Origin of the sequence: Streptomyces sp. C10-9-1 (assembly GCF_024497955.1) — a bacterium.
Classification (GTDB): Bacteria; Actinomycetota; Actinomycetes; order Streptomycetales; family Streptomycetaceae; genus Streptomyces; species Streptomyces sanyensis.
Genome location: NZ_JANHKP010000004.1, coordinates 19,174 through 37,989, shown reverse-complemented (window position 1 = coordinate 37,989; position 18,816 = coordinate 19,174). Strand labels below are relative to the sequence as shown.

The 18,816-nt window shown below is 73.3% G+C and carries 16 protein-coding genes; 13 read left to right on the top strand and 3 right to left on the bottom strand.

The window, feature by feature from the left end:
• Positions 1–214: 214 nt before the first annotated feature.
• The 6 genes from NPS70_RS06680 (at position 215) to NPS70_RS06655 (ending at position 7,941) form a co-directional block, all read left to right on the top strand.
• The gene (locus NPS70_RS06680) at positions 215–1,708 is read left to right on the top strand and encodes a bifunctional cytidylyltransferase/SDR family oxidoreductase (protein ID WP_256523105.1); all 1,494 of its coding nucleotides are present in this window, start codon (positions 215–217) and stop codon (positions 1,706–1,708) included.
• 132 nt (positions 1,709–1,840) lie between these two features.
• Entirely contained in the window at positions 1,841–3,910 is a 2,070-nt protein-coding gene (locus NPS70_RS06675) for a hypothetical protein (RefSeq protein WP_256523104.1), read from the top strand.
• 200 nt (positions 3,911–4,110) lie between these two features.
• The gene (locus tag NPS70_RS06670) at positions 4,111–5,178 is read left to right on the top strand and encodes a glucose-1-phosphate thymidylyltransferase (protein WP_256523103.1); all 1,068 of its coding nucleotides are present in this window, start codon (positions 4,111–4,113) and stop codon (positions 5,176–5,178) included.
• Positions 5,175–6,161, top strand: coding sequence for a dTDP-glucose 4,6-dehydratase (gene rfbB / locus NPS70_RS06665; RefSeq protein ID WP_256523102.1), 987 nt, complete (start codon positions 5,175–5,177; stop codon positions 6,159–6,161). Before NPS70_RS06670 ends, rfbB begins: the two co-directional genes overlap by 4 nt.
• On the top strand, positions 6,158–7,069 hold the full coding sequence (gene rfbD / locus NPS70_RS06660; protein ID WP_374211947.1) for a dTDP-4-dehydrorhamnose reductase: 912 nt from the start codon (positions 6,158–6,160) through the stop codon (positions 7,067–7,069). Before rfbB ends, rfbD begins: the two co-directional genes overlap by 4 nt.
• A gap of 77 nt (positions 7,070–7,146) precedes the next feature.
• Positions 7,147–7,941, top strand: a complete 795-nt coding sequence (locus NPS70_RS06655) for a class I SAM-dependent methyltransferase (protein ID WP_256523101.1) — start codon at positions 7,147–7,149, stop codon at positions 7,939–7,941.
• 135 nt (positions 7,942–8,076) lie between these two features.
• Here the strand turns inward: NPS70_RS06655 and rfbC are convergent, their stop codons facing one another.
• Positions 8,077–8,673 (bottom strand): dTDP-4-dehydrorhamnose 3,5-epimerase, encoded by a 597-nt coding sequence (gene rfbC, locus NPS70_RS06650; RefSeq protein WP_256523100.1) that lies wholly within the window; start codon positions 8,671–8,673, stop codon positions 8,077–8,079.
• Between the two features lie 180 nt (positions 8,674–8,853).
• The gene (locus NPS70_RS06645; protein ID WP_256523099.1) at positions 8,854–10,962 is read right to left on the bottom strand and encodes a glycosyltransferase family 2 protein; all 2,109 of its coding nucleotides are present in this window, start codon (positions 10,960–10,962) and stop codon (positions 8,854–8,856) included.
• A gap of 257 nt (positions 10,963–11,219) precedes the next feature.
• On the opposite strand from NPS70_RS06645, the gene proB reads away from it, so the two are divergent.
• The 5 genes from proB (at position 11,220) to NPS70_RS06620 (ending at position 16,517) form a co-directional block, all read left to right on the top strand.
• Positions 11,220–12,347, top strand: a complete 1,128-nt coding sequence (gene proB / locus NPS70_RS06640) for a glutamate 5-kinase (RefSeq protein ID WP_256523098.1) — start codon at positions 11,220–11,222, stop codon at positions 12,345–12,347.
• A gap of 142 nt (positions 12,348–12,489) precedes the next feature.
• The gene (locus NPS70_RS06635; protein ID WP_256523097.1) at positions 12,490–13,083 is read left to right on the top strand and encodes a hypothetical protein; all 594 of its coding nucleotides are present in this window, start codon (positions 12,490–12,492) and stop codon (positions 13,081–13,083) included.
• A 174-nt stretch (positions 13,084–13,257) separates the two neighbouring features.
• Positions 13,258–14,550, top strand: coding sequence for a glutamate-5-semialdehyde dehydrogenase (locus NPS70_RS06630; protein WP_256523096.1), 1,293 nt, complete (start codon positions 13,258–13,260; stop codon positions 14,548–14,550).
• Between the two features lie 111 nt (positions 14,551–14,661).
• On the top strand, positions 14,662–15,234 hold the full coding sequence (locus NPS70_RS06625) for a hypothetical protein (protein WP_256523095.1): 573 nt from the start codon (positions 14,662–14,664) through the stop codon (positions 15,232–15,234).
• 203 nt (positions 15,235–15,437) lie between these two features.
• On the top strand, positions 15,438–16,517 hold the full coding sequence (locus NPS70_RS06620) for a hypothetical protein (RefSeq protein ID WP_256523094.1): 1,080 nt from the start codon (positions 15,438–15,440) through the stop codon (positions 16,515–16,517).
• A gap of 207 nt (positions 16,518–16,724) precedes the next feature.
• Here NPS70_RS06620 and NPS70_RS06615 read toward each other — a convergent pair whose 3' ends face one another.
• Positions 16,725–17,798, bottom strand: a complete 1,074-nt coding sequence (locus tag NPS70_RS06615) for a M48 family metallopeptidase (RefSeq protein ID WP_256523093.1) — start codon at positions 17,796–17,798, stop codon at positions 16,725–16,727.
• Positions 17,799–17,990: 192 nt separating this feature from the next.
• On the opposite strand from NPS70_RS06615, the gene NPS70_RS06610 reads away from it, so the two are divergent.
• Both NPS70_RS06610 and nadD read left to right on the top strand, forming a co-directional pair.
• Complete coding sequence (locus NPS70_RS06610) at positions 17,991–18,149, top strand: hypothetical protein (protein ID WP_256523092.1); 159 nt, start codon at positions 17,991–17,993, stop codon at positions 18,147–18,149.
• Between the two features lie 38 nt (positions 18,150–18,187).
• On the top strand, positions 18,188–18,811 hold the full coding sequence (nadD, locus tag NPS70_RS06605) for a nicotinate-nucleotide adenylyltransferase (protein WP_256523091.1): 624 nt from the start codon (positions 18,188–18,190) through the stop codon (positions 18,809–18,811).
• Positions 18,812–18,816 lie beyond the last annotated feature (5 nt).

Genomic DNA, 18,816 nt, shown 5'->3' with positions numbered 1-18,816 from the left:
GCACCTCTTGTTTCGATCTGGAATGATTCATTCCGATGTGGTGGGTGCCCGGTGTCACACGAGCGTCACCATGCGGTCACGCCCTCCCTCGGAATACTCGAAAGTAGGGGGTTTATTCGAATGTTCGGGGGAGTGACAACGCCTTGCGGGAGGGTAAACATAAATGCAAGCATCAGCTCGCTCCCCCGCCTCCACGAGATAGGTGCCGCCGTCCGTGCAAGATCTGGTCACTTCCCGAAACACGGCTGTCCTCCTCGCCGGCGGTACCGGGCAGCGCGTGGGGCTGTCCATTCCCAAGCAGCTCCTGAAGATCGCCGGAAAGGCCGTCATCGAACACACCCTTACGGTCTTCGAGCGTGCGCGGTGCATCGACGACATCGTGGTGATGATGGCCCCGGGCTATGTGGAGGACGTCGAGAAGATCATCGCCAAGGCGGGGTTCGCCAAGGTCTCCGCGGTCATCGAGGGCGGCGCCACCCGCAGTGAGACCACCGAGCGCGCCATCGCCGCCCTGGGGGAGGGCCTGGCCGAGGGCGAGGACCGCAACGTGCTCTTCCACGACGCCGTCCGGCCGCTGCTCTCCGAGCGCGTGATCGAGGACTGCGTCGCCGCCCTCGACCGCTACCAGGCCGTCGACGTGGCCATCCCCTCGGCGGACACCATCATCGTCACCCGCACCCACGGGGAGGACGGCGAGTTCATCACCGACGTCCCGGACCGCTCCCGGCTGCGGCGCGGTCAGACCCCGCAGGCCTTCAAGCTGTCCACGATCCGCCGGGCCTACCGGATCGCGGCCTCCGACCCGAACTTCCAGGCCACCGACGACTGCTCGGTGGTCCTGCGGTACCTGCCGGACGTGCCCATCCACGTGGTCGCGGGCGACGAGTACAACATGAAGGTCACCCAGCCGGTCGACGTCTTCATCGCCGACAAGCTCTTCCAGCTCGCCTCCGCCGCGGCCCCCGGCACCGGTGACGAGGCCGCCTACCGGGAGCTGCTGCACGGCCGGACCCTGGTCGTCTTCGGCGGCTCGTACGGCATCGGCGCGGACGTCGCGGCGCTCGCCGAGTCCCACGGTGCGCGGGTCTACGCGCTGGGCCGCTCCACGACCGGCACCTACGTCGAGAACCCCGAGCACGTGGAAGAGGCCCTGGCCAGGGCGTACGCGGAAACCGGCCGGATCGACCATGTGATCAACACCGCCGGGGTGCTGCGCATCGGCAAGCTCGCGGAGACCGACACCGCCGCCATCCAGGAGGCGCTGGACGTCAACTACCTCGCCCCGGTGCAGATCGCCCGCGCCGCGCACAAGTACCTCGCCGAGACCCGGGGCCAGCTGCTGCTCTACACCTCCAGCAGCTACACCCGCGGCCGCGCCGAGTACAGCCTGTACTCCTCGACCAAGGCCGCCATGGTCAACCTCACCCAGGCGCTCGCCGACGAGTGGGCGCCCGACGGGATCCGGGTGAACTGCGTGAACCCGGAGCGGACGGCCACCCCGATGCGGACCAGGGCCTTCGGCGCCGAGCCCCCCGGCTCCCTGCTGTCCTCCGAGGCCGTCGCGCGGACCTCGCTCGACGTGCTGCTGTCGGAGCTGACCGGTCATGTGATCGACGTCCGCCAGCAGGACCCGACGCGCGGGGCCGGTGAGGCATCCGGGTTCGAACAGGCCCTTGCCGCCGTCCTCGACCGCCATGAAGACTGCTGAGGCCCGCCGCCGGGTCGACGCGCCGGGCCTCCGCGGACGCTGCGGGGGCCCCGTGCTTTGGCGGGCACGCGCGGCTTCTTCTCAGGGAATTCTCAGAAAAGCGCAAACGGTACCGTCTGGAGCAGGTTCCTCGTGATCTCGAAAGCCATTCGTCTGGCCCGCGTGGGCAGTGGGCCCGAGCTGGCCGCCGCGATTCTTCTGACGCTCGCCTTCCCGAGCGTCATGCTCGCGGCAATAATCCCGAGCGTCTGGCTCTTCGCGTTCGCCGTTGCGGTCAGCTATGCCGCCGACTGGTTTCTGCACCACCGGTCCAGTTATCTGATCAACAGGCTGAGCAAGGTCCGTGCCGGGCTTTCCATCAGGTTCCTCGTCCGCGAACTCCTGCTCGTCCTGCTGCTCGCCCGCGTCGGGCGGGCCGAGGACACGGTCTTCTACGTGACCGTCGCCTGCCTGCTCGCCTTCTACGGCCTCCAGGCGCCCCAGGGGGCCATGGTCACCCTGCTGCGGCTGCGCCGCAGGCTGCCCGTGGTCACGCGCAACGTCGACCTGTCCGGGATCCGCATCCCCGACGCGCCGCCGCCGGTCCTGATACACCGCAGCGGGCAGAAGATGCTCCACCTCGACGTCTTCGTCTTCGCCGGGGTGCTCGCCGCCCTGCTGACCGGGAAGGACGCCTACGCGTACGTGGGCCTCGGGCTGACGCTGGTCCTCGCCACCGCCTACCTCGCCGCCCTGATGCCCCGGCTGCGCGCCTCCCGGCTGCCCGACCCGCCGCAGAAGGTGCTGGAGGGCGTCGACGCCTGGCTGCGCCGGTACCGGCCCACCGTGATGCTCTACTTCTCGGGCTCCAAGGACTCGGCCTACCAGGTCAACATGTGGCTGGACACCCTGGAGCAGCTCGGCGGCCGCCCCCTGATCGTGCTGCGGGAGCGCAACCTCGTCCCCCAGCTCGCCCGCACCTCCGTCCCGGTGCTGTGCGTGCCGGGCGGCGTCCACCTGATGAACCTGGACCTGACCTCCGTGCGGGTGGCCCTGTACGCGGCCAACGTCGGCAAGAACATCCACATGCTGCGGGTGCCGACCATGAAGCACGTCTTCATCGGGCACGGCGACAGCGACAAGCTCGCCAGCGTCAACCCGTTCAGCAAGGTCTACGACGAGGTGTGGACCGCCGGCCGGGCCGGGCGCGACCGCTACGCACTGGCCGACGTCGGCGTGCGCGCCGAGGACATCGTCGAGGTGGGCCGACCGCAGCTGGCCCCCATCCGGCCCTGGCGGGGCGGCCACCGCCACTCCGTCCCCACCGTGCTCTACGCACCCACCTGGGAGGGCTGGGACGACAACCCCGGCAACACCTCGCTGATGCTCGCGGGCGAGGCCATCGTGCGGCGGCTGCTGGAGGCGCCCTCGCCGGTGCGCGTGCTGTACCGGCCGCACCCCTTCACCGGCACCCGCGACCCCCGGGCCGCCGCCGCCCACCGGCGGATCCTCGCGATGATCGAGCGCGCGGCCGCCGAACGCGCCCAGGAACCGCGGTGGATCCGCGAGGCGGCCGGGAGCGCCGCCGAGCGGGAGGCCGCCCGCGCCGAACTCCGGCGCGTCGAGGGGCGCCTGGCCGAACTCGCCGGGAGCACCCGCGCAGGCGGCCGCGACGAGGCAGAGGAGTCCCGCGACGCGCTGGCCGACCCGCCGCGCGCGGCGGAGACCGCCCGCCTGGAGCACCAGTGGAACGATGCCTACTGGCGGTCCTTCGGCTGGTGGGAGCACCGGGTCGTGGCCGAACCCCGGCTCTACGACTGCTTCAACCGGTCCGACGCCATGGTCTCGGACATCTCCAGCGTGGTGTCCGACTTCATCGCCACCGGCAAGCCCTATGCCGTGACCGACTCCGCGGGCCTCGGCCCGGCCGAGTTCGCCCGCCAGAACACCGCCGTGCGCGCGGGCGTGGTCCTGTCGAACAGCGCCGTCGAACTGGATCAGCTCCTCGGGGCCGTCGCCGACCCCGCCTCCGACCCGCTCGCCGAGGCGCGGCGGGAGCTGAAGCAGTACCTGCTCGGTCCCGACGCACCCCCGGCCATCGAGCGGTTCCGCTCCGCCGTCACCGCGCTCGCGGGCGCGTCGGAGGCCCGCAACGCCCGGGCGCTCCAGCGCGCGGCGGCCCCGGAGCAGGCCCCGGGGCTCGACGACACGCCCGTCGCCTGACGGGCCGTCCGCCGCCCCCGGCCGCGCCGCCGCCCTCCCCGCACGCGGCGGCGCGGCCCGCCGTGGTGCCTCGCACGCCCGAGCGACGACACCCCCTCCGGACCGGGGAACGCAACGGGGCACAGTGCGACATAGGTAACATCGAGGCGCCGCGGCGATGACCGCCGGACGGCCACTCTTCCGACGCTTGGGCAGGGGCAGTGAAGGCACTCGTACTCTCCGGAGGGGCCGGCACACGACTGCGGCCCATCACCCACACCTCCGCCAAGCAGCTGGTGCCCGTCGCCAACAAACCCGTGCTCTTCTACGGCCTGGAGGCGATCGCGGAGGCGGGCATCACCGAGGTCGGGGTCGTCGTCGGGGAGACCGCGGCGGAGATCGAGGAGGCCGTCGGCGACGGCTCGCGCTTCGGTGTCCGGGTCACCTACATCCCCCAGGAACGTCCTCTCGGCCTCGCCCACGCGGTGCGCATCGCCCGGGACTTCCTCGCGGACGAGGACTTCGTGATGTACCTGGGCGACAACTTCATCGTGGGGGGCATCAGCGGCCTGGTCGACGCCTTCCGGCGGGAGCGGCCCGACGCCCAGATCCTGCTGACCAGGGTCGCCGACCCCACCGCCTTCGGCGTGGCCGAACTCGACGGTTCCGGCCGGGTGGTCGGACTGGAGGAGAAGCCCGAGAAGCCCAAGAGCGATCTGGCGCTCGTCGGCGTCTACCTCTTCACCCCCGCCGTGCACGAGGCGGTGCGGGCCGTCCGGCCCTCCTGCCGCGGCGAGCTGGAGATCACCCACGCCCTCCAGTGGCTCATCGACCAGCGGTGCGACGTCCGCTCCAGCACGATCGCCGGGTACTGGAAGGACACCGGGAACGTCACCGACATGCTGGAGGTCAACCGCTCGGTGCTGGAGACCGTGGAGCCGGCCGACGAGGGGAGCGTCGACGGCACCAGCGAGATCATCGGCCGGGTCCGCGTGGAGCGGGGAGCGCGGATCGTCGGCAGCAGGGTCGTCGGCCCCGCGGTCATCGGCGCGGGCAGCCTCGTGCGGGACTCCTACGTCGGGCCCTTCACGTCCGTGGCGGACGGCTGCCGCATCGAGGACAGCGAGATCGAGTACTCGATCGTGCTGCGCGGCGCCTCGATCACCGGGGTCCGCCGGGTCGAGGCCTCCCTCATCGGGCGGGACGTCGAGGTCACACCCGCCCCGCGCAACCCCTCGTCCCACCGACTCGTCCTCGGCGACCACAGCAAGGTGCAGATCTCCTCATGACGACCAGGATCCTCGTGACCGGCGGGGCCGGCTTCATCGGCTCCCACTACGTCCGGACGCTCCTCGGTCCCGGCGGCCCCGGCGACGTCCGGGTCACCGTGCTGGACAAGCTGACCTACGCGGGCAACCCGGCCAACCTGGCCCCGGTCGCGGACGACCGGCGCTACACCTTCGTCCGGGGCGACATCTGCGACGCGGACCTCGTGGCCAAGCTCATGGCCGAACACGGGGAGGTCGTCCACTTCGCCGCCGAGTCCCATGTGGACCGCTCCATCGGCGACGGCGCCGAGTTCGTCCGCACCAACGTCCTCGGCACCCACACCCTGGTGGACGCGGCGCACCGGGCGGGCGTCTCGGTGTTCGTGCAGATCTCCACCGACGAGGTCTACGGCTCCGTCGACGAGGGCTCCTGGACCGAGGAGCAGCCGCTGGCCCCCACCTCCCCCTACTCCGCGGCCAAGGCCTCCGGTGACCTGGTGGCCCTGTCCTGCCACCGCACCCACGGCCTCGACGTCCGCGTCACCCGCTGCTCCAACAACTACGGGCACCACCACTTCCCGGAGAAGATGATCCCCCTGTTCATCACCCGCCTCCTGGACGGAGGGAAGGTGCCCCTGTACGGGGACGGCCGCCAGGTGCGCGACTGGCTCCACGTCGACGACCACGTCCGGGGAGTCGAGCTGGTCCGCACCGGGGGCCGTGCCGGGGAGGTCTACCACATCGGCGGCGGCACCGAGCTCTCCAACCGGGAGCTCACCGCCCTCCTCCTCGACGCCTGCGGCGCCGACTGGGACACCGCGGTGGAGCACGTCCCCGACCGCAAGGGCCACGACCGGCGCTACTCGGTGGACTGCACCAAGATCCGCGAGGAGCTCGGCTACGCCCCCCGCACGGACTTCGCGACCGGGCTGGCCGAGACCGTGCAGTGGTACCGCGACCACCGCGACTGGTGGGAGCCGCTGAAGGGACGGGCGGCGCTGTGAGCACCTGGCTGGTCACCGGAGCGGGCGGCATGCTCGCCCAGGACGTGCTCGGACGCCTCGCCGCCCAGGGGATCGCGGCGGTCGGCCTGGACCGTGCAGCCCTGGACGTCACCGACCCGGACGCGGTGCGCCGGGCCCTGCGCCGCCACCGGCCCGAGGCCGTCGTCAACTGCGCCGCCTGGAGCGACGTCGACGGCGCCGAGGACCAGGAGGAGGCCGCGCACCGGGTCAACGCCACCGGCCCCCGCCACCTCGCCGAGGCCGCCGGCGAGACCGGTGCGGTCCTGCTGCACCTGTCCACCGACTACGTCTTCGCCGGCGACGCGAGCCGGCCCTACGCGGAGGACGCCCCGACGGCACCGCGCGGCGCCTACGCGCGCGGCAAGCGGGCCGGGGAGCGCGCGGTCCTGGAACTGCTGCCCCGCACCGGCCACGTGGTGCGGACCGCGTGGCTCTACGGCGCAGGCGGCGCGAACTTCGTCCGCACCATGATCCGGCTGGAGGGCGAGCGGGAGACCGTGGACGTGGTCGACGACCAGCACGGCCAGCCCACCTGGAGCCGCGATCTCGCCGATCTGCTGCTGAGGCTCGGCCGGGGTGCGCTCGCCGGGACCGTGCCGCCCGGGGTGCACCACGGCACCAGTTCCGGCGAGACCACCTGGTACGGGCTGACCCGCGAGGTCTTCCGGCTGCTCGGTGCCGATCCCGACCGGGTGCGCCCCACGACCAGCGCCGCGTTCGCGCGGCCCGCGCCGCGGCCCGGTTACAGCGTGCTGGGCCACGAGGGGCTGCGCAGGGCCGGGGTCGAACCCCTCCGCGATTGGCGTGCGGCACTCGCAGAGGCGTTCCCCTGCATGGTGGCCGCCGAACGCGGAAAGGGCCTCGAAAAGGATGCTACCCGGCGGTAGAAGTTTACCTCTCCGTATCGGCCGCGCTAACTTCGCCAGGAATCAAGGCAATTGATTCCCAGGAAAGGGACAACCCAGTGGACCGCCACGAATTCCTGCGTCAGCTGCACCGCGTCCTCAAGCCCCGGACCTACGGCGAGATCGGGGTCAACGACGGACGCAGCCTGGCGCTTTCGCGTGTCCCGTCGGTGGCGGTGGACCCGGCGTTCCGGATCGTCACCAGCCTGAGCTGCGACGTCCACCTGGTCCGGTCGACCAGTGACGACTTCTTCGCCCGGCGGGACCCGCTGCGGCACCTGCGCACCGGGCGCAACCCCTTCCGTGCGCTCGCCCGCAAGGACCCCATGGCGGTTCTCGGCGAACAGCCCCGGCTGGAACTGTCCTTCATCGACGGAATGCATCTGTTCGAATTCGCATTGCGTGATTTCATGAATATCGAGCGGCATTCCCGCTGGTCCAGTGTGATCGTCCTGGACGACATGCTCCCCCGGAACGTCGACGAGGCTGCCCGGGACCGCCACACGAAGTACTGGACCGGCGACGTCTACAAGGTCGTCCAGGTACTGCGCCGCTTCCGCCCCGACCTCGCCGTGGTGGAGATCGACACCGCGCCGACGGGCGTGGTCGCGGTGTTCGGGGCGGACCCGGGGAGCACCGTGCTCGCGGACGCCTACGACCGGATCGTCGAGGAGTACGTCGTGCCCGACCCCCAGGACGTCCCCGAGGAGGTGCTCACCCGGAAGAACGCGGTGGCCCCGGAGGCGCTGCTCGGGGCTGACCTCTGGCCCGCGCTGGTCAGGGCCCGCACCCTGCGCCGGGGGCGGGCGGCCTTCGCGCCGGTGCGCAGGAGCCTGGACCGGCTGACCGGCTGACCGCCCCCCGGTAGGGCCCGCGCACCGCACCCCCGGCGCGCCGCCCGCCCGGCGCACCGGGAGGGCGGGCGGACGCCGGGAGAGCCCGGCCGCCGTGCGGCGGAGCGCCCCGGGGCCGGCGGCCCCGGGGCGGACTCAGGCCCCGCCGAGCCGCCGGTAGTGGGCCACGCAGGCGTCGTAGTCGGGCAGCAGCCCCCGCCGCGCCGCCTCGGACAGGGCCGGCGCCGCGGCGTCCTTCTCCGAGAGCACGGGCTCGACGTCCGCCGGCCAGGCGATGCCCAGCCGCGGGTCCAGCGGGTCGATGCCGCGCTCCCGCTCCGGCGCGTAGCCCTCGGAGCACAGGTACACGACCGTGGCGTCGTCCGTCAGCGCCATGAAGGCGTGCCCCAGCCCCTCTGCCAGGTACAGGCAGCGGTGGTCGGCGTCGTCCAGGCGGACGGCCTCCCAGCGGCCGTAGGTCGGAGAGCCGACCCGGACGTCCACGACGACGTCGAGGACGGCGCCACGGACGCACGACACGTACTTGCCCTGCCCGGGTGGCACATCCGCGAAGTGCACGCCCCGCAGCGTGCCGCGGCGGGAGACCGAGCAGTTCGCCTGCGCCAGGCTCAGCGGGTGGGCGGCGGCGCCGCTGAAGTCCGGCGCCCTGAACCACTCGTGGAAGCTCCCGCGGGTGTCACGGAACACCCTCGGCTCATGGGCCCAGGCCCCGGCGATGGAGAGCTGCCGCATCCGATCACGTCCTCGCTGTCGTTCCGACCGCTGCCGTCGCACGCCGGGCCCGCGGGGCCCGCACCGCCGGTGCTCGTCCGGCCGTGCGGGGAGCCTGCGGGCGGCCGCGTGCGTTCCCCCCTCTCCCCGTCCCCCCGGTGGTGCCCCGCCCCGGCCCGCGGGACCGGGCACCACCGTCCCTCAGCCGAGGACCCGCGCGGCGAGCCGGCGGGCCTTGCGCCGGCCCGCCGGGGGCAGTCGCCGCACCACCGGTCCCGCCACCGCCTTGAGCACCTGCCTCGCCGCCGACCGGCGCTGCTCGGACGCCAGACGGCGGAGCACGGCCGGTTCGGGGGAGGCCAGCGCACCGTCCGTCCGGAGCCTGCCGGCGCGGTCCACCTCCGCCCCGCACAGCGGCAGCAGCGGTCCGGCCGGTCCGTCCAGCCGCACGCACAGCAGCCAGCTGCCCTCGGGCGCCCCCGGGACCTGGCGCGGCACCGCCAGATGGGCCCGCCCGAGCCGGGGCCGCAGCGTGCCGGGGAAGGTGTGCACCGCGACGGGCTCCGCGATCCCGTCCCCGTCCGCGGGCTTGGCCAGCGCCAGCTCGGGCTGCCCGGAGCCGCAACCCGTGCCGGGGCCGGTGCCGGCGGCGGTGAACAGGTCGAGCCGCAGTTCCACCGGGCCCCCGGGCATCCGCTGCACCCTGCGGCCCCGCAGATGGGGCACGGTGCGCTTGCCGCGGCGCGCCACGTCCAGGGTCAGGTTGCCGTGCGGGTCGGTGAAGTAGGGGATCACCGAGCGCGGACCCTCGGAGAGCAGCGCGGGCAGGCAGCGCTCGTCCACGTGCCCCGCCCGGTCGGCGCCCACCCGCGCCTTGCGCACGAGGCCGAGCCCTCGGACGGTCACCCAGGCGTCCCAGAACCCGCGGGGAAGGCTGCCGCGGCCCGAGCGTCCGCCCTCCGTCGCGAGTTCGCCGGTTCCCCGGAGCACCACCTCGCAGCGGCCGTCCGCCCCCTGCGGGGCGGAGCCGCCGTCCACCACCTCCGCCGTGAAGGCCGCGCGGCAGTACCACTCGACGGCGGTCTCCCGGTCGCGCAGCGACAACTCGGCCGTGAAGGCGCCCAGGTCGTCGGTGACGTCGATCGCCGCCGGGAGGGCGTGTGCGTCGGCGTGCGGTGCGTCGGCCTCCGCTGCGGCGGCGAGGGACGGATCGAGCAGCACCCGTCCGCCGCGGCGTACCAGGGGCAGGGACTCGCGGCCGGGGCCGCAGGCGAGGCGGGCGGTGAGGGTGATCGCGATCCGCCCGTCCGGCCGCCACTCCAGGTCCTCCAGGCGGACCGCCCCCTTGACCGAGGAGGCGAACCGGGCGAGGGCCACCAGCCCCTCGGCGTCCCCTGCCCGCAGCAGCTCCGACCGCATCCGGAGCATCGGCCCCAGGCCCTCGTGCACCGCGTCCGTCATGAAGTCCCGCGCCAGCGGACGCACCGCCTCGACCATCTCGCGCAGGTAGCCGCCCTCGTAGGTGAGGACCGCCGGCTCGCTGAGCCGGCCCAGCATCTCCACCCGGTAGAAGCGCCGCAGCACCCGGTCCCGCAGCGGGCCCGGCTCGATCCCGTCCACCACCACGTCGAGGACCTCGCGCAGGTTCCCGTAGTAGCCGGAGGGCACGAGCCTGGCCGAGCCGGCGTTCTTCCCGTCGTCCCGCCTGGAGTAGTGGTAGCAGGTGTACGAGCCGAGGATCGAGACCACCCGGGCGGGGATGTACGCCCGCATCATGTACAGCTGGTCCTCCAGCCGGCGCTTGCCCTCCGGGTAGGCGATGCCGTGCTCGCGCAGGAACGCGGTACGGAACATCTTGTGCGGCGTGAGGCTGTCGAACAGCGGTGCGTTGCGCAGGGTGCAGCGCTCCCGGTCCCTGCGGAAGACCCCGTGCGGCACACCGCGGAAGTCGCTGGCGACCTTGCCGATGACGATGTCCGAGCCGTTGCGGCGGCCCATCGCGTACAGGCGGCGGAGGGCGTCCGGGGCCAGCCGGTCGTCCTGGTCGACGAACTGCACGTACTCGCCCACCGCCTCCTCCACCCCGACGTTGCGGGGCTTGCCCGCCCAGCCGGAGTTGGGGATGTGGATCACCCGTACGTGGGAGTGCTGTTCGGCCAGTTCGTCCAGCCGCGCGGGTGTCTCGTCCGTCGAGCCGTCGTCCACGAAGAGCACCTCGAACTCCCCGGGGGCCAGTGTCTGCCCGAGCAGCGAGGCGATGCAGGGGTCGAGGTACTTGCCCGGGTTGTACACCGGGATGACGACACTCACTTTGACCGACACCATGTGCCCCGTCTCTTGTGGAAGCCCGAGTCAAGGAAGCGGCCGGAGGGCGGGACGCTGCGGGCCCGGCCGCCGCCCTCGTGGCCGTACGCCCGATGGTGCAGCAGGAATCGGGACAACTCCGCCATGTCGTACGCGTGTTCCCCCGCTCGTGGCGGGGTGGCGGGCGGGCCGCGGCGCCGGACGCCTGTCCAGCGGCCGGACCGGCCGCGCGCCCGGGCACCGCCCTGACATAGATTCGGCGTGTGACAGTGGCAAGACAGCAGGTGACGCAGGCCCGGAGGATCGTCGTCAAGGTCGGTTCCTCGTCCTTGACCACGGCCGCCGGGGGGCTCGACGCGGATCGGGTGGACGCACTCGTCGACGTCCTCGCGAAGGTGCGCAGCGGAGGCGAGAAGGAGATCGTGCTGGTCTCCTCCGGAGCCATCGCCGCCGGCCTCGCCCCCCTCGGCCTCGCCCGCCGCCCCAAGGACCTCGCCCGCCAGCAGGCGGCGGCCAGCGTCGGGCAGGGGCTGCTGGTCGCCCGCTACACGGCCTCCTTCGCCCGCTACGGCGTCCGGGTCGGGCAGGTGCTCCTCACCGGCGACGACACCAGCCGGCGCGCCCACTACCGCAACGCGTACCGGACGATGGACCAGCTCCTGGCGATGGGTGCGCTGCCCGTCGTCAACGAGAACGACACGGTTGCCACGGACGAGATCCGCTTCGGTGACAACGACCGGCTCGCGGCTCTGGTCGCCCACCTCGTCCGCGCCGACCTGCTGGTGCTCCTCTCGGACGTCGACGGCCTGTACGACGGCGACCCGTCCCGCGCCGGCACCTCCCGCATCGAGGAGGTGCGGGGTCCCAAGGACATCGCCCATGTGCAGATCGGCAGCGCGGGCAAGGCCGGTGTGGGCACCGGCGGCATGGTCACCAAGGTGGAGGCCGCCCGGATCGCCGCCGCCGCGGGCGTGCCGGTCGTGCTGACCTCGTCCAGCAGGGCGGCCGACGCCCTCGCCGGCCGGGACACGGGCACGTTCTTCCACGCCACGGGACGCCGCTCGGCCGACCGGCTGCTCTGGCTGGCGCACGCGTCGACCCCGAGAGGGGCGCTCACCCTCGACGACGGGGCCGTGCGGGCCGTGGTCGAGCTCAGGAAGTCGCTGCTGCCCGCCGGGATCGCCGCGGTGGACGGGGAGTTCAGCGCGGGAGACCCGGTGGAGCTGCGGGACGCCACGGGCCGGCCGGTGGCGCGGGGGCTGGTCAACTTCGACGCCAGGGAGCTGCCCCAGCTGCTGGGGCGCTCCACCCGGGAGCTGGCGCGCGAACTCGGCCCGGCCTACGAGCGGGAAGTCGTACACAGGGACGATCTCGTCGTCCTGGAGCCCTGACCCGCCCCGAAAGGGCGGAAAGTGCCGCCCTCCTGTAGAGACCTTTACCAAAACGGCCCCACCGCCTGCCGTGGGCTGGTCAACTTTGTTGCGGACCCGAGGGATCCACGGGTCCGCAACGACCAGCAACAGGAGGCGGCCGGTGAGACGAGCGCGCCCTGGGGACACGCCCCGCGCCAACGGGAAGCCCTCCCTCGCCCGCCGGGCGGCAGGCGAGGAGCGGACGCTGACCAGCGTCCCGGATGCCGGTGACGGACCCGAGCGGTTCGCCGCACGAGAGCCGGGGGACTCCCGGGACCGGCGCGAACCGCCGGGCCCGGGCAGGGAGCCGACCGGAGCCGTCACCGGTGGGGCGGGGGCCCCGGAGGCGGAGCGCGGCGCCCGGGAGCAGCCGCTGTCCAGGCTCTGGCACATCACACTCAGCGTCTCCGGGCCGGAAGAGCCGCTGAAGGAGGTGCGGCGAGGGCTGGAGCAGCTGGCCCGGGACCACCCGTTCCTCCTCACCAGCCGCTACGCCAACGACCACGCGGAGATCCGCTACTGGGAGGAGGCCCGCGACCTGCACGACGCGGCGGCCGTGGCGCTGCGCCTGTGGGGGGAGCACCGCTCCACGGCGCAGCTTCCCCCCTGGGAGATCGTCGGCCTGGAGGTCGTCGACCGGCAGACCTACCACCAGCGGGTCGCCGAGGGGTACGGGCCGCCTCCGGCCTCACCGGTGGGGGTCCACCCCTTCTGATCCGGCCCGGCTCCGCGGACGCGGCAGCGGCCGGTCCGCGGGGGCGGCACGACGGCGGAGGGGCCGGTGGGCGGCGCCCGGCGTGCACGTCCTGGTGGTGCGTATGTCCAGGTATCGTCTCGCACTCCGGGACACGGGCCGGTGCCGCACCGGCGGCGCACTACCCTGCGGGGTATGACGTCGCTCTCCTCGGTCACGCCCCACGACACGCTGTCCCCGGTCGCCCAGGCCGCCCACCGGGCCCGCGCCGCCGCCGCCGACCTCGCGCCGCTGCCGCGCTCGGCCAAGGACGAGGCACTCCTGGCGATCGCCGACGCCCTGGAGGCGCGCGCGGACGAGATCATCGAGGCCAACGCGGTGGACGTCGAGCGGGCCCGCGCCGCGGGCACGAGCGAGTCGATCATCGACCGGCTCACCCTCACTCCCGAGCGCGTACGGGCCATCGCCGCCGACGTGCGCCAGGTGGCCGCACTGCCGGACCCGGTCGGCGAGGTGGTGCGGGGCTCGACCCTCCCCAACGGCATCGACCTCCGCCAGGTCCGGGTGCCGCTCGGGGTCGTCGGCATCATCTACGAGGCCCGGCCCAACGTGACCGTCGACGGCGCCGCGCTCTGCCTGAAGTCCGGCAACGCCGTGCTGCTGCGCGGCTCCTCCTCGGCCTACTCCTCCAACACGGCCCTGGTCGGGGTCATCCGGGACGCCGTCGGCGGGTCCGGTCTCCCGGCCGACGCCGTGCAGCTGGTCCCCGGCGAGAGCCGGGACTCGGTGACGGAGCTGATGCGCGCCCGCGGCATGGTGGACGTCCTGATCCCGCGCGGCGGAGCCTCGCTGATCCGCACGGTCGTCGAGGGCTCCACCGTCCCGGTGATCGAGACCGGCACCGGCAACTGCCATGTGTACGTCGACGCCGACACCGACATCGACATGGCGGTCGACATCCTCGTCAACTCCAAGGCCCAGCGCCCGAGCGTCTGCAACGCCGCGGAGACCCTCCTGGTCCACCGGGACGCCGCCGACGCCTTCCTGCCCCGCGCGCTCGACGCCCTCGCCGAGGCCGGGGTGACCGTCCACGGCGACGAGCGCGTCGCCTCCTACGCCGAGGCGACGAAGGCCACCATCGTGCCGGCGGTCGCCGAGGACTGGGAGACCGAGTACCTCTCCTACGACATCGCCGCCGCCGTCGTCGACTCCCTGGACGCCGCCGTGGCCCACATCAGGCTCTGGTCCTCCGGTCACACGGAGGCGATCGTCACCACCTCCCAGGCCGCGGCGCGGCGCTTCACCCGACTGGTCGACTCCACCACCGTCGCCGTCAACGCCTCCACGCGCTTCACCGACGGCGGCCAGTTCGGCTTCGGCGCCGAGATCGGCATCTCCACGCAGAAGCTGCACGCCCGCGGGCCCATGGGGCTGCCCGAGCTCACCTCCACGAAGTACATCGTCACCGGCGACGGCCACACCCGGTGATCCCGGCGGCTGCCCGCCGACCGCCGCTCACTCCCGTCCGGGGCGTCACCCGGGCGGGGGGACTTCGCGCTCCCGCTGCCGCAAGCCGCGCCCCGGGGCTACTCTGAGAGCGTGCCGGACGACGTGGGGGGCAAGCCGTTCCCGGACGGCTGGGAGCCCGACGACGACCGCGGGGGCGCGGACCAGGACTTCGCCGCCGTGGAGTTCGACGAGGACTTCGTCCGGGCCGCCGTGTTCCACGAGCCCTCGGCCGTCGAGCGGCTGCTTGCCGCCGCCCAGGCCCGTGCCGAGGCCGATGCGGCCGCCCGCTCCGGGTCGCACCCCGACACCCGGGAGGACGCATCCGGGAGCCGGCGCGCCGGAGGCGACGGGCGCCACGCGGACGACGCGGACGAGCCCGACGGCCCCTACGGGCGCCACGGCGGCGCCCTGCGGCCCTACCGGGGGACCGCCCGGTGGCACCGGCCGGTCGCCTGGCTTCTCGCCCTGTTGATGGGCGTCGGCATGGTCGTCCTCGCCTTCGCCGCGGTCTACCGCGGCGCCGCCGCGGGCAACCGCGACGACCGCGTACCGCAGCCGACGAGGACGGGCGTGGACGCCTCGCCGACCGGTGCTTCCGTCGGCGGCCGCGGCCCCGCGGCGGTTTCCCCCGCGCCCACCCCCGTACGGCCCTACGCGACCTGACCTCTTCGCCGTCGTGCGCCTGCGGGCGCCCCGGGCGGGGCCGGCTCCGCCGCGCTGCCCGGCCGGCCAGCAGGCTGCGGCCGGACCGGGCCTTCGGCCAGGGGCGCCGCCGGCCTCCGCCCCGGGCCTTTCGGGGGGACGGCGCGGCGATATGCCGTCCGGCGAAGCGTTTATCGTGCCCCTGCCAGACCTACCCTGAAGGTATGGCCCGCCGCGGGGACCCGCCGGAGGAAGGCCCCGAGGGGCTTCCGGGCGGTGACGACGAGTACCGGTCCGTCGTGTTCGACGAATCGTTCGTCCAGGCTGCCCGTGTCCAGGAGTACTCGGCCGTCGAGCGCATGGGCGACCATGCGCGGGCCGTGCGCAGCCTCCCCGCCGTCCGGCGGGGCGGCTCCGGCCAGGTGCTCCTCGTCGTCGTGCTGGTGGCCGTCGCCTTCGCCGGTGCCGTGTACCTCGGCCTGCGCCAGCCGCAGCAGCCCGCCGCCTCCCGGCCCGCCGAGGCCATGCGCATGACCCTCACCTCCCTCGCGCCGCGTGGACAGGTGCCCGGCGGAACACCCCGCCAGGTCCTCGACAACGGCCCGGCCGCCGACTACCGGTCGGGTGCGGAGGGCCTGGCCATGCCCGCCGTCCGCCGGACCGCACACTTCACCGAGGCGCAGGTCACCGCGGCCCTGGCCACCGTCAAGGACTACCTCGTCGCCTCCTCGCTCGATCCGGACGTGCTCACGGGGGGCGAGGTCCGTGCCGTCAGGGCACTGCTCCATCCCGACCAACTCGCCCAGTTCGACCGGGCTGTCGCCGACCCCGCCGCCGACGGCAGGCACGCCATGACGGGGTGGATCGTCCGCTTCGACCCCGAGCACGTGGCCCTCGCGGACCGCGAGGTCCGCGTCAGGGGCGCCCTTCAGGTGACCGAGGGGGCCTCCGGCGCCCTGGAGGTGACCTCGGACCACACCTTCGCCTACGCCCTGAAACCCGCCGAGGGCGCTGCCGCCCGGAAAGCGGGGGCCTCCCTGTTCACCGTCCGCCGCGAGCTCCACTTCCGGCTGGACCGTGACGACCTGCGCCAGCGCAGGGTCGAGGTGCTGGCCGGCGACACACAGGCCGGCCCCCAGGACTGCGCCGCCGACGCCACCGCCGTGCTCCGTCCGCTGCTGGCCGGCGAGCGCGCCGGGACGGAGGGGCCCGCCGGTACCGACCCCTATGCGCCAGGCCCGCCCGCGGCCGCCCTGTGCGGAACGCTGTCCGCCGAGGCGCTGCCCGACCCCGAGGCTCCCTGACGGGCCGCCGCCCGATGCCCCGGGGCGACCGGCGGGGGCCCGTCGTCCCGGCGCGCGGCACCTCAGCCCAGCGGGCTCCGGCGAAACCCTCCCGGGTGCCGGGTGCCGGGTGCCGGGTGCCGGGGCTTCCGGGCGCTGGGGCTTCCGGGCGCTGGCCGGCCCGCGCCCCGCCCCGCCCCCGCCCCGGGCGGTCGAGCGCCCGGCCCGCTACTCCCCCTTCTCGCCCGGGCCGCCTGTCGCGCCGGAGCCGTTCGCGGTGCCCGCCGCGCCGGTGAACCTGTCGCGCAGCCTGCCGCCCAGGTCGCCCGCGCCTCCCGCGATGTCGCCCACGAGCTTCATCAGCGGGTCCTTGCTGGTGCGCACGGTGTCCGCGTAGTGCGAGGCGGACTCCCGGAAGGAGTCCCCGACCGAGGCGTCCTTGTCCTCCTCGCGCCGCGGGTAGTGGCCGTCCATGATCCGCTGGTAGTCGCGGCTCTCGGCCCAGCGCTTGAGTTCCGCGGCCCGGACCGTGGTGAACGGGTGGGAGCGCGGCAGGACGTTGAGGATCTTCAGGACCGAGTCGCGCAGGTCTCCGCCCGCCTCGTACTCCTCGGCCTGCTCCAGGAAGGCGTCCACGTTCATCTCGTGGAGGTGGTTGCCGCCCGCTATCTTCATCAGCCCGCGCATGGAGGCATGGAGGTCCTGACCCACCAGCAGGCCCGCCCGGTCCGCGGACAGCTCGGACTTGCGGAACCACTCGCGCAGCGCCGTGACGATCGCCGTGATCGCCACGTTGCCCAGCGGGATCCAGGCGACCTTGAGCGCGAGGTTGGTGAGGAAGAGGAGGACCGTGCGGTACACGGCGTGGCCCGACAGCGCGTGGCCCACCTCGTGGCCCACCACGGCGCGCATCTCCTCCTCGTCGAGGAGTTCCACCAGGCCGGTGGTCACCACGATGAGCGGCTCGTCCAGGCCGATGCACATCGCGTTGGGCCTGGGATCCTGTGTCACGTACATCGGCGGGACCTTCTCCAGGTCCAGGATGTAGCAGGCGTCCCTCAGCATCGTGTGCAGATGGGCGAACTGGGCATCGCTCACCCGTACGGAGTCCGAGAGGAACAGCAGGCGCAGGCTGCGCTCCGGCAGCAGCCCGCTGAGGGCCTTGAAGACGGTGTCGAATCCGCTGAGCTTGCGGAGTGCCACCAGCGCGGAACGGTCCGCCGGATGCTCGTACGTCCGCGAGGAGATGTCCGGGAAGCGGCGCCGCTGCCTGCTCGGTGCCTGCTCGTGGCCTTCGGTCATGCGTGCCCCCTGTATGTCGCGAGTCGTGCTCGTCCCCCTGACAGGACCCCAGCGTAGGTGCTGGCGCCATGGCCCGGCGGAGCCTGTGGATAACCTCAACGACCGAGTCGGCGTGAGCGTGCCCGAGGGCCCCGCATACGATGTGCGCGAAGTCTCCGAGCCCGAACCCCGATCGGATAGGTCCTGCTGAAGATGAGCCTCACGAGCGCCGCCACCCTGGTCACCCTCGCCGAAGGCGCCGAGCACGGCGGCAACCACCAGAGCCTCAGCCCCTACGTCACCGGCATCGGCGCCTTCGCCGCCCTGATGCTGCTGCTGTGGATCACCACGCGCTTCAACCGCGACCGCTGAGTCCGGGCCGGACACGTGTGCCAGTAGGCTCTGCACGCATGGAGCAGCAGAACGCGGCCGCGGGGTCCGGCCCCGGCAAGCGCCGACTCGGGGTGATGGGCGGGACCTTCGACCCGATCCACCACGGGCACCTGGTGGCCGCCAGCGAGGTGGCCGCCCTGTTCCACCTCGACGAGGTGGTCTTCGTACCGACCGGCCAGCCGTGGCAGAAGAGCCACAAGAACGTCTCCCCGGCCGAGGACCGCTATCTGATGACGGTCATCGCCACGGCGTCCAACCCTCAGTTCTCGGTCAGCCGCATCGACATCGACCGCGCGGGACCCACCTACACCATCGACACCCTGCGGGACCTCCACCGGCTCAACGAGGGCACGGACCTCTTCTTCATCACCGGCGCCGACGCGCTCTCCCAGATCCTCGGCTGGCGGGACGCCGAGGAGCTGTTCTCGCTCGCCCACTTCATCGGAGTGACCCGGCCGGGCCATGATCTGACGGACGACGGACTGCCCGAGGGCGGTGTCTCCCTCGTGGAGGTGCCCGCCCTGGCGATCTCGTCGACCGACTGCCGCGACCGGGTCGCCCAGGGCGATCCGGTCTGGTACCTGGTGCCCGACGGCGTGGTGCGCTACATCGACAAGCGCCGCCTCTACAGGGGCGCATGAGTCAC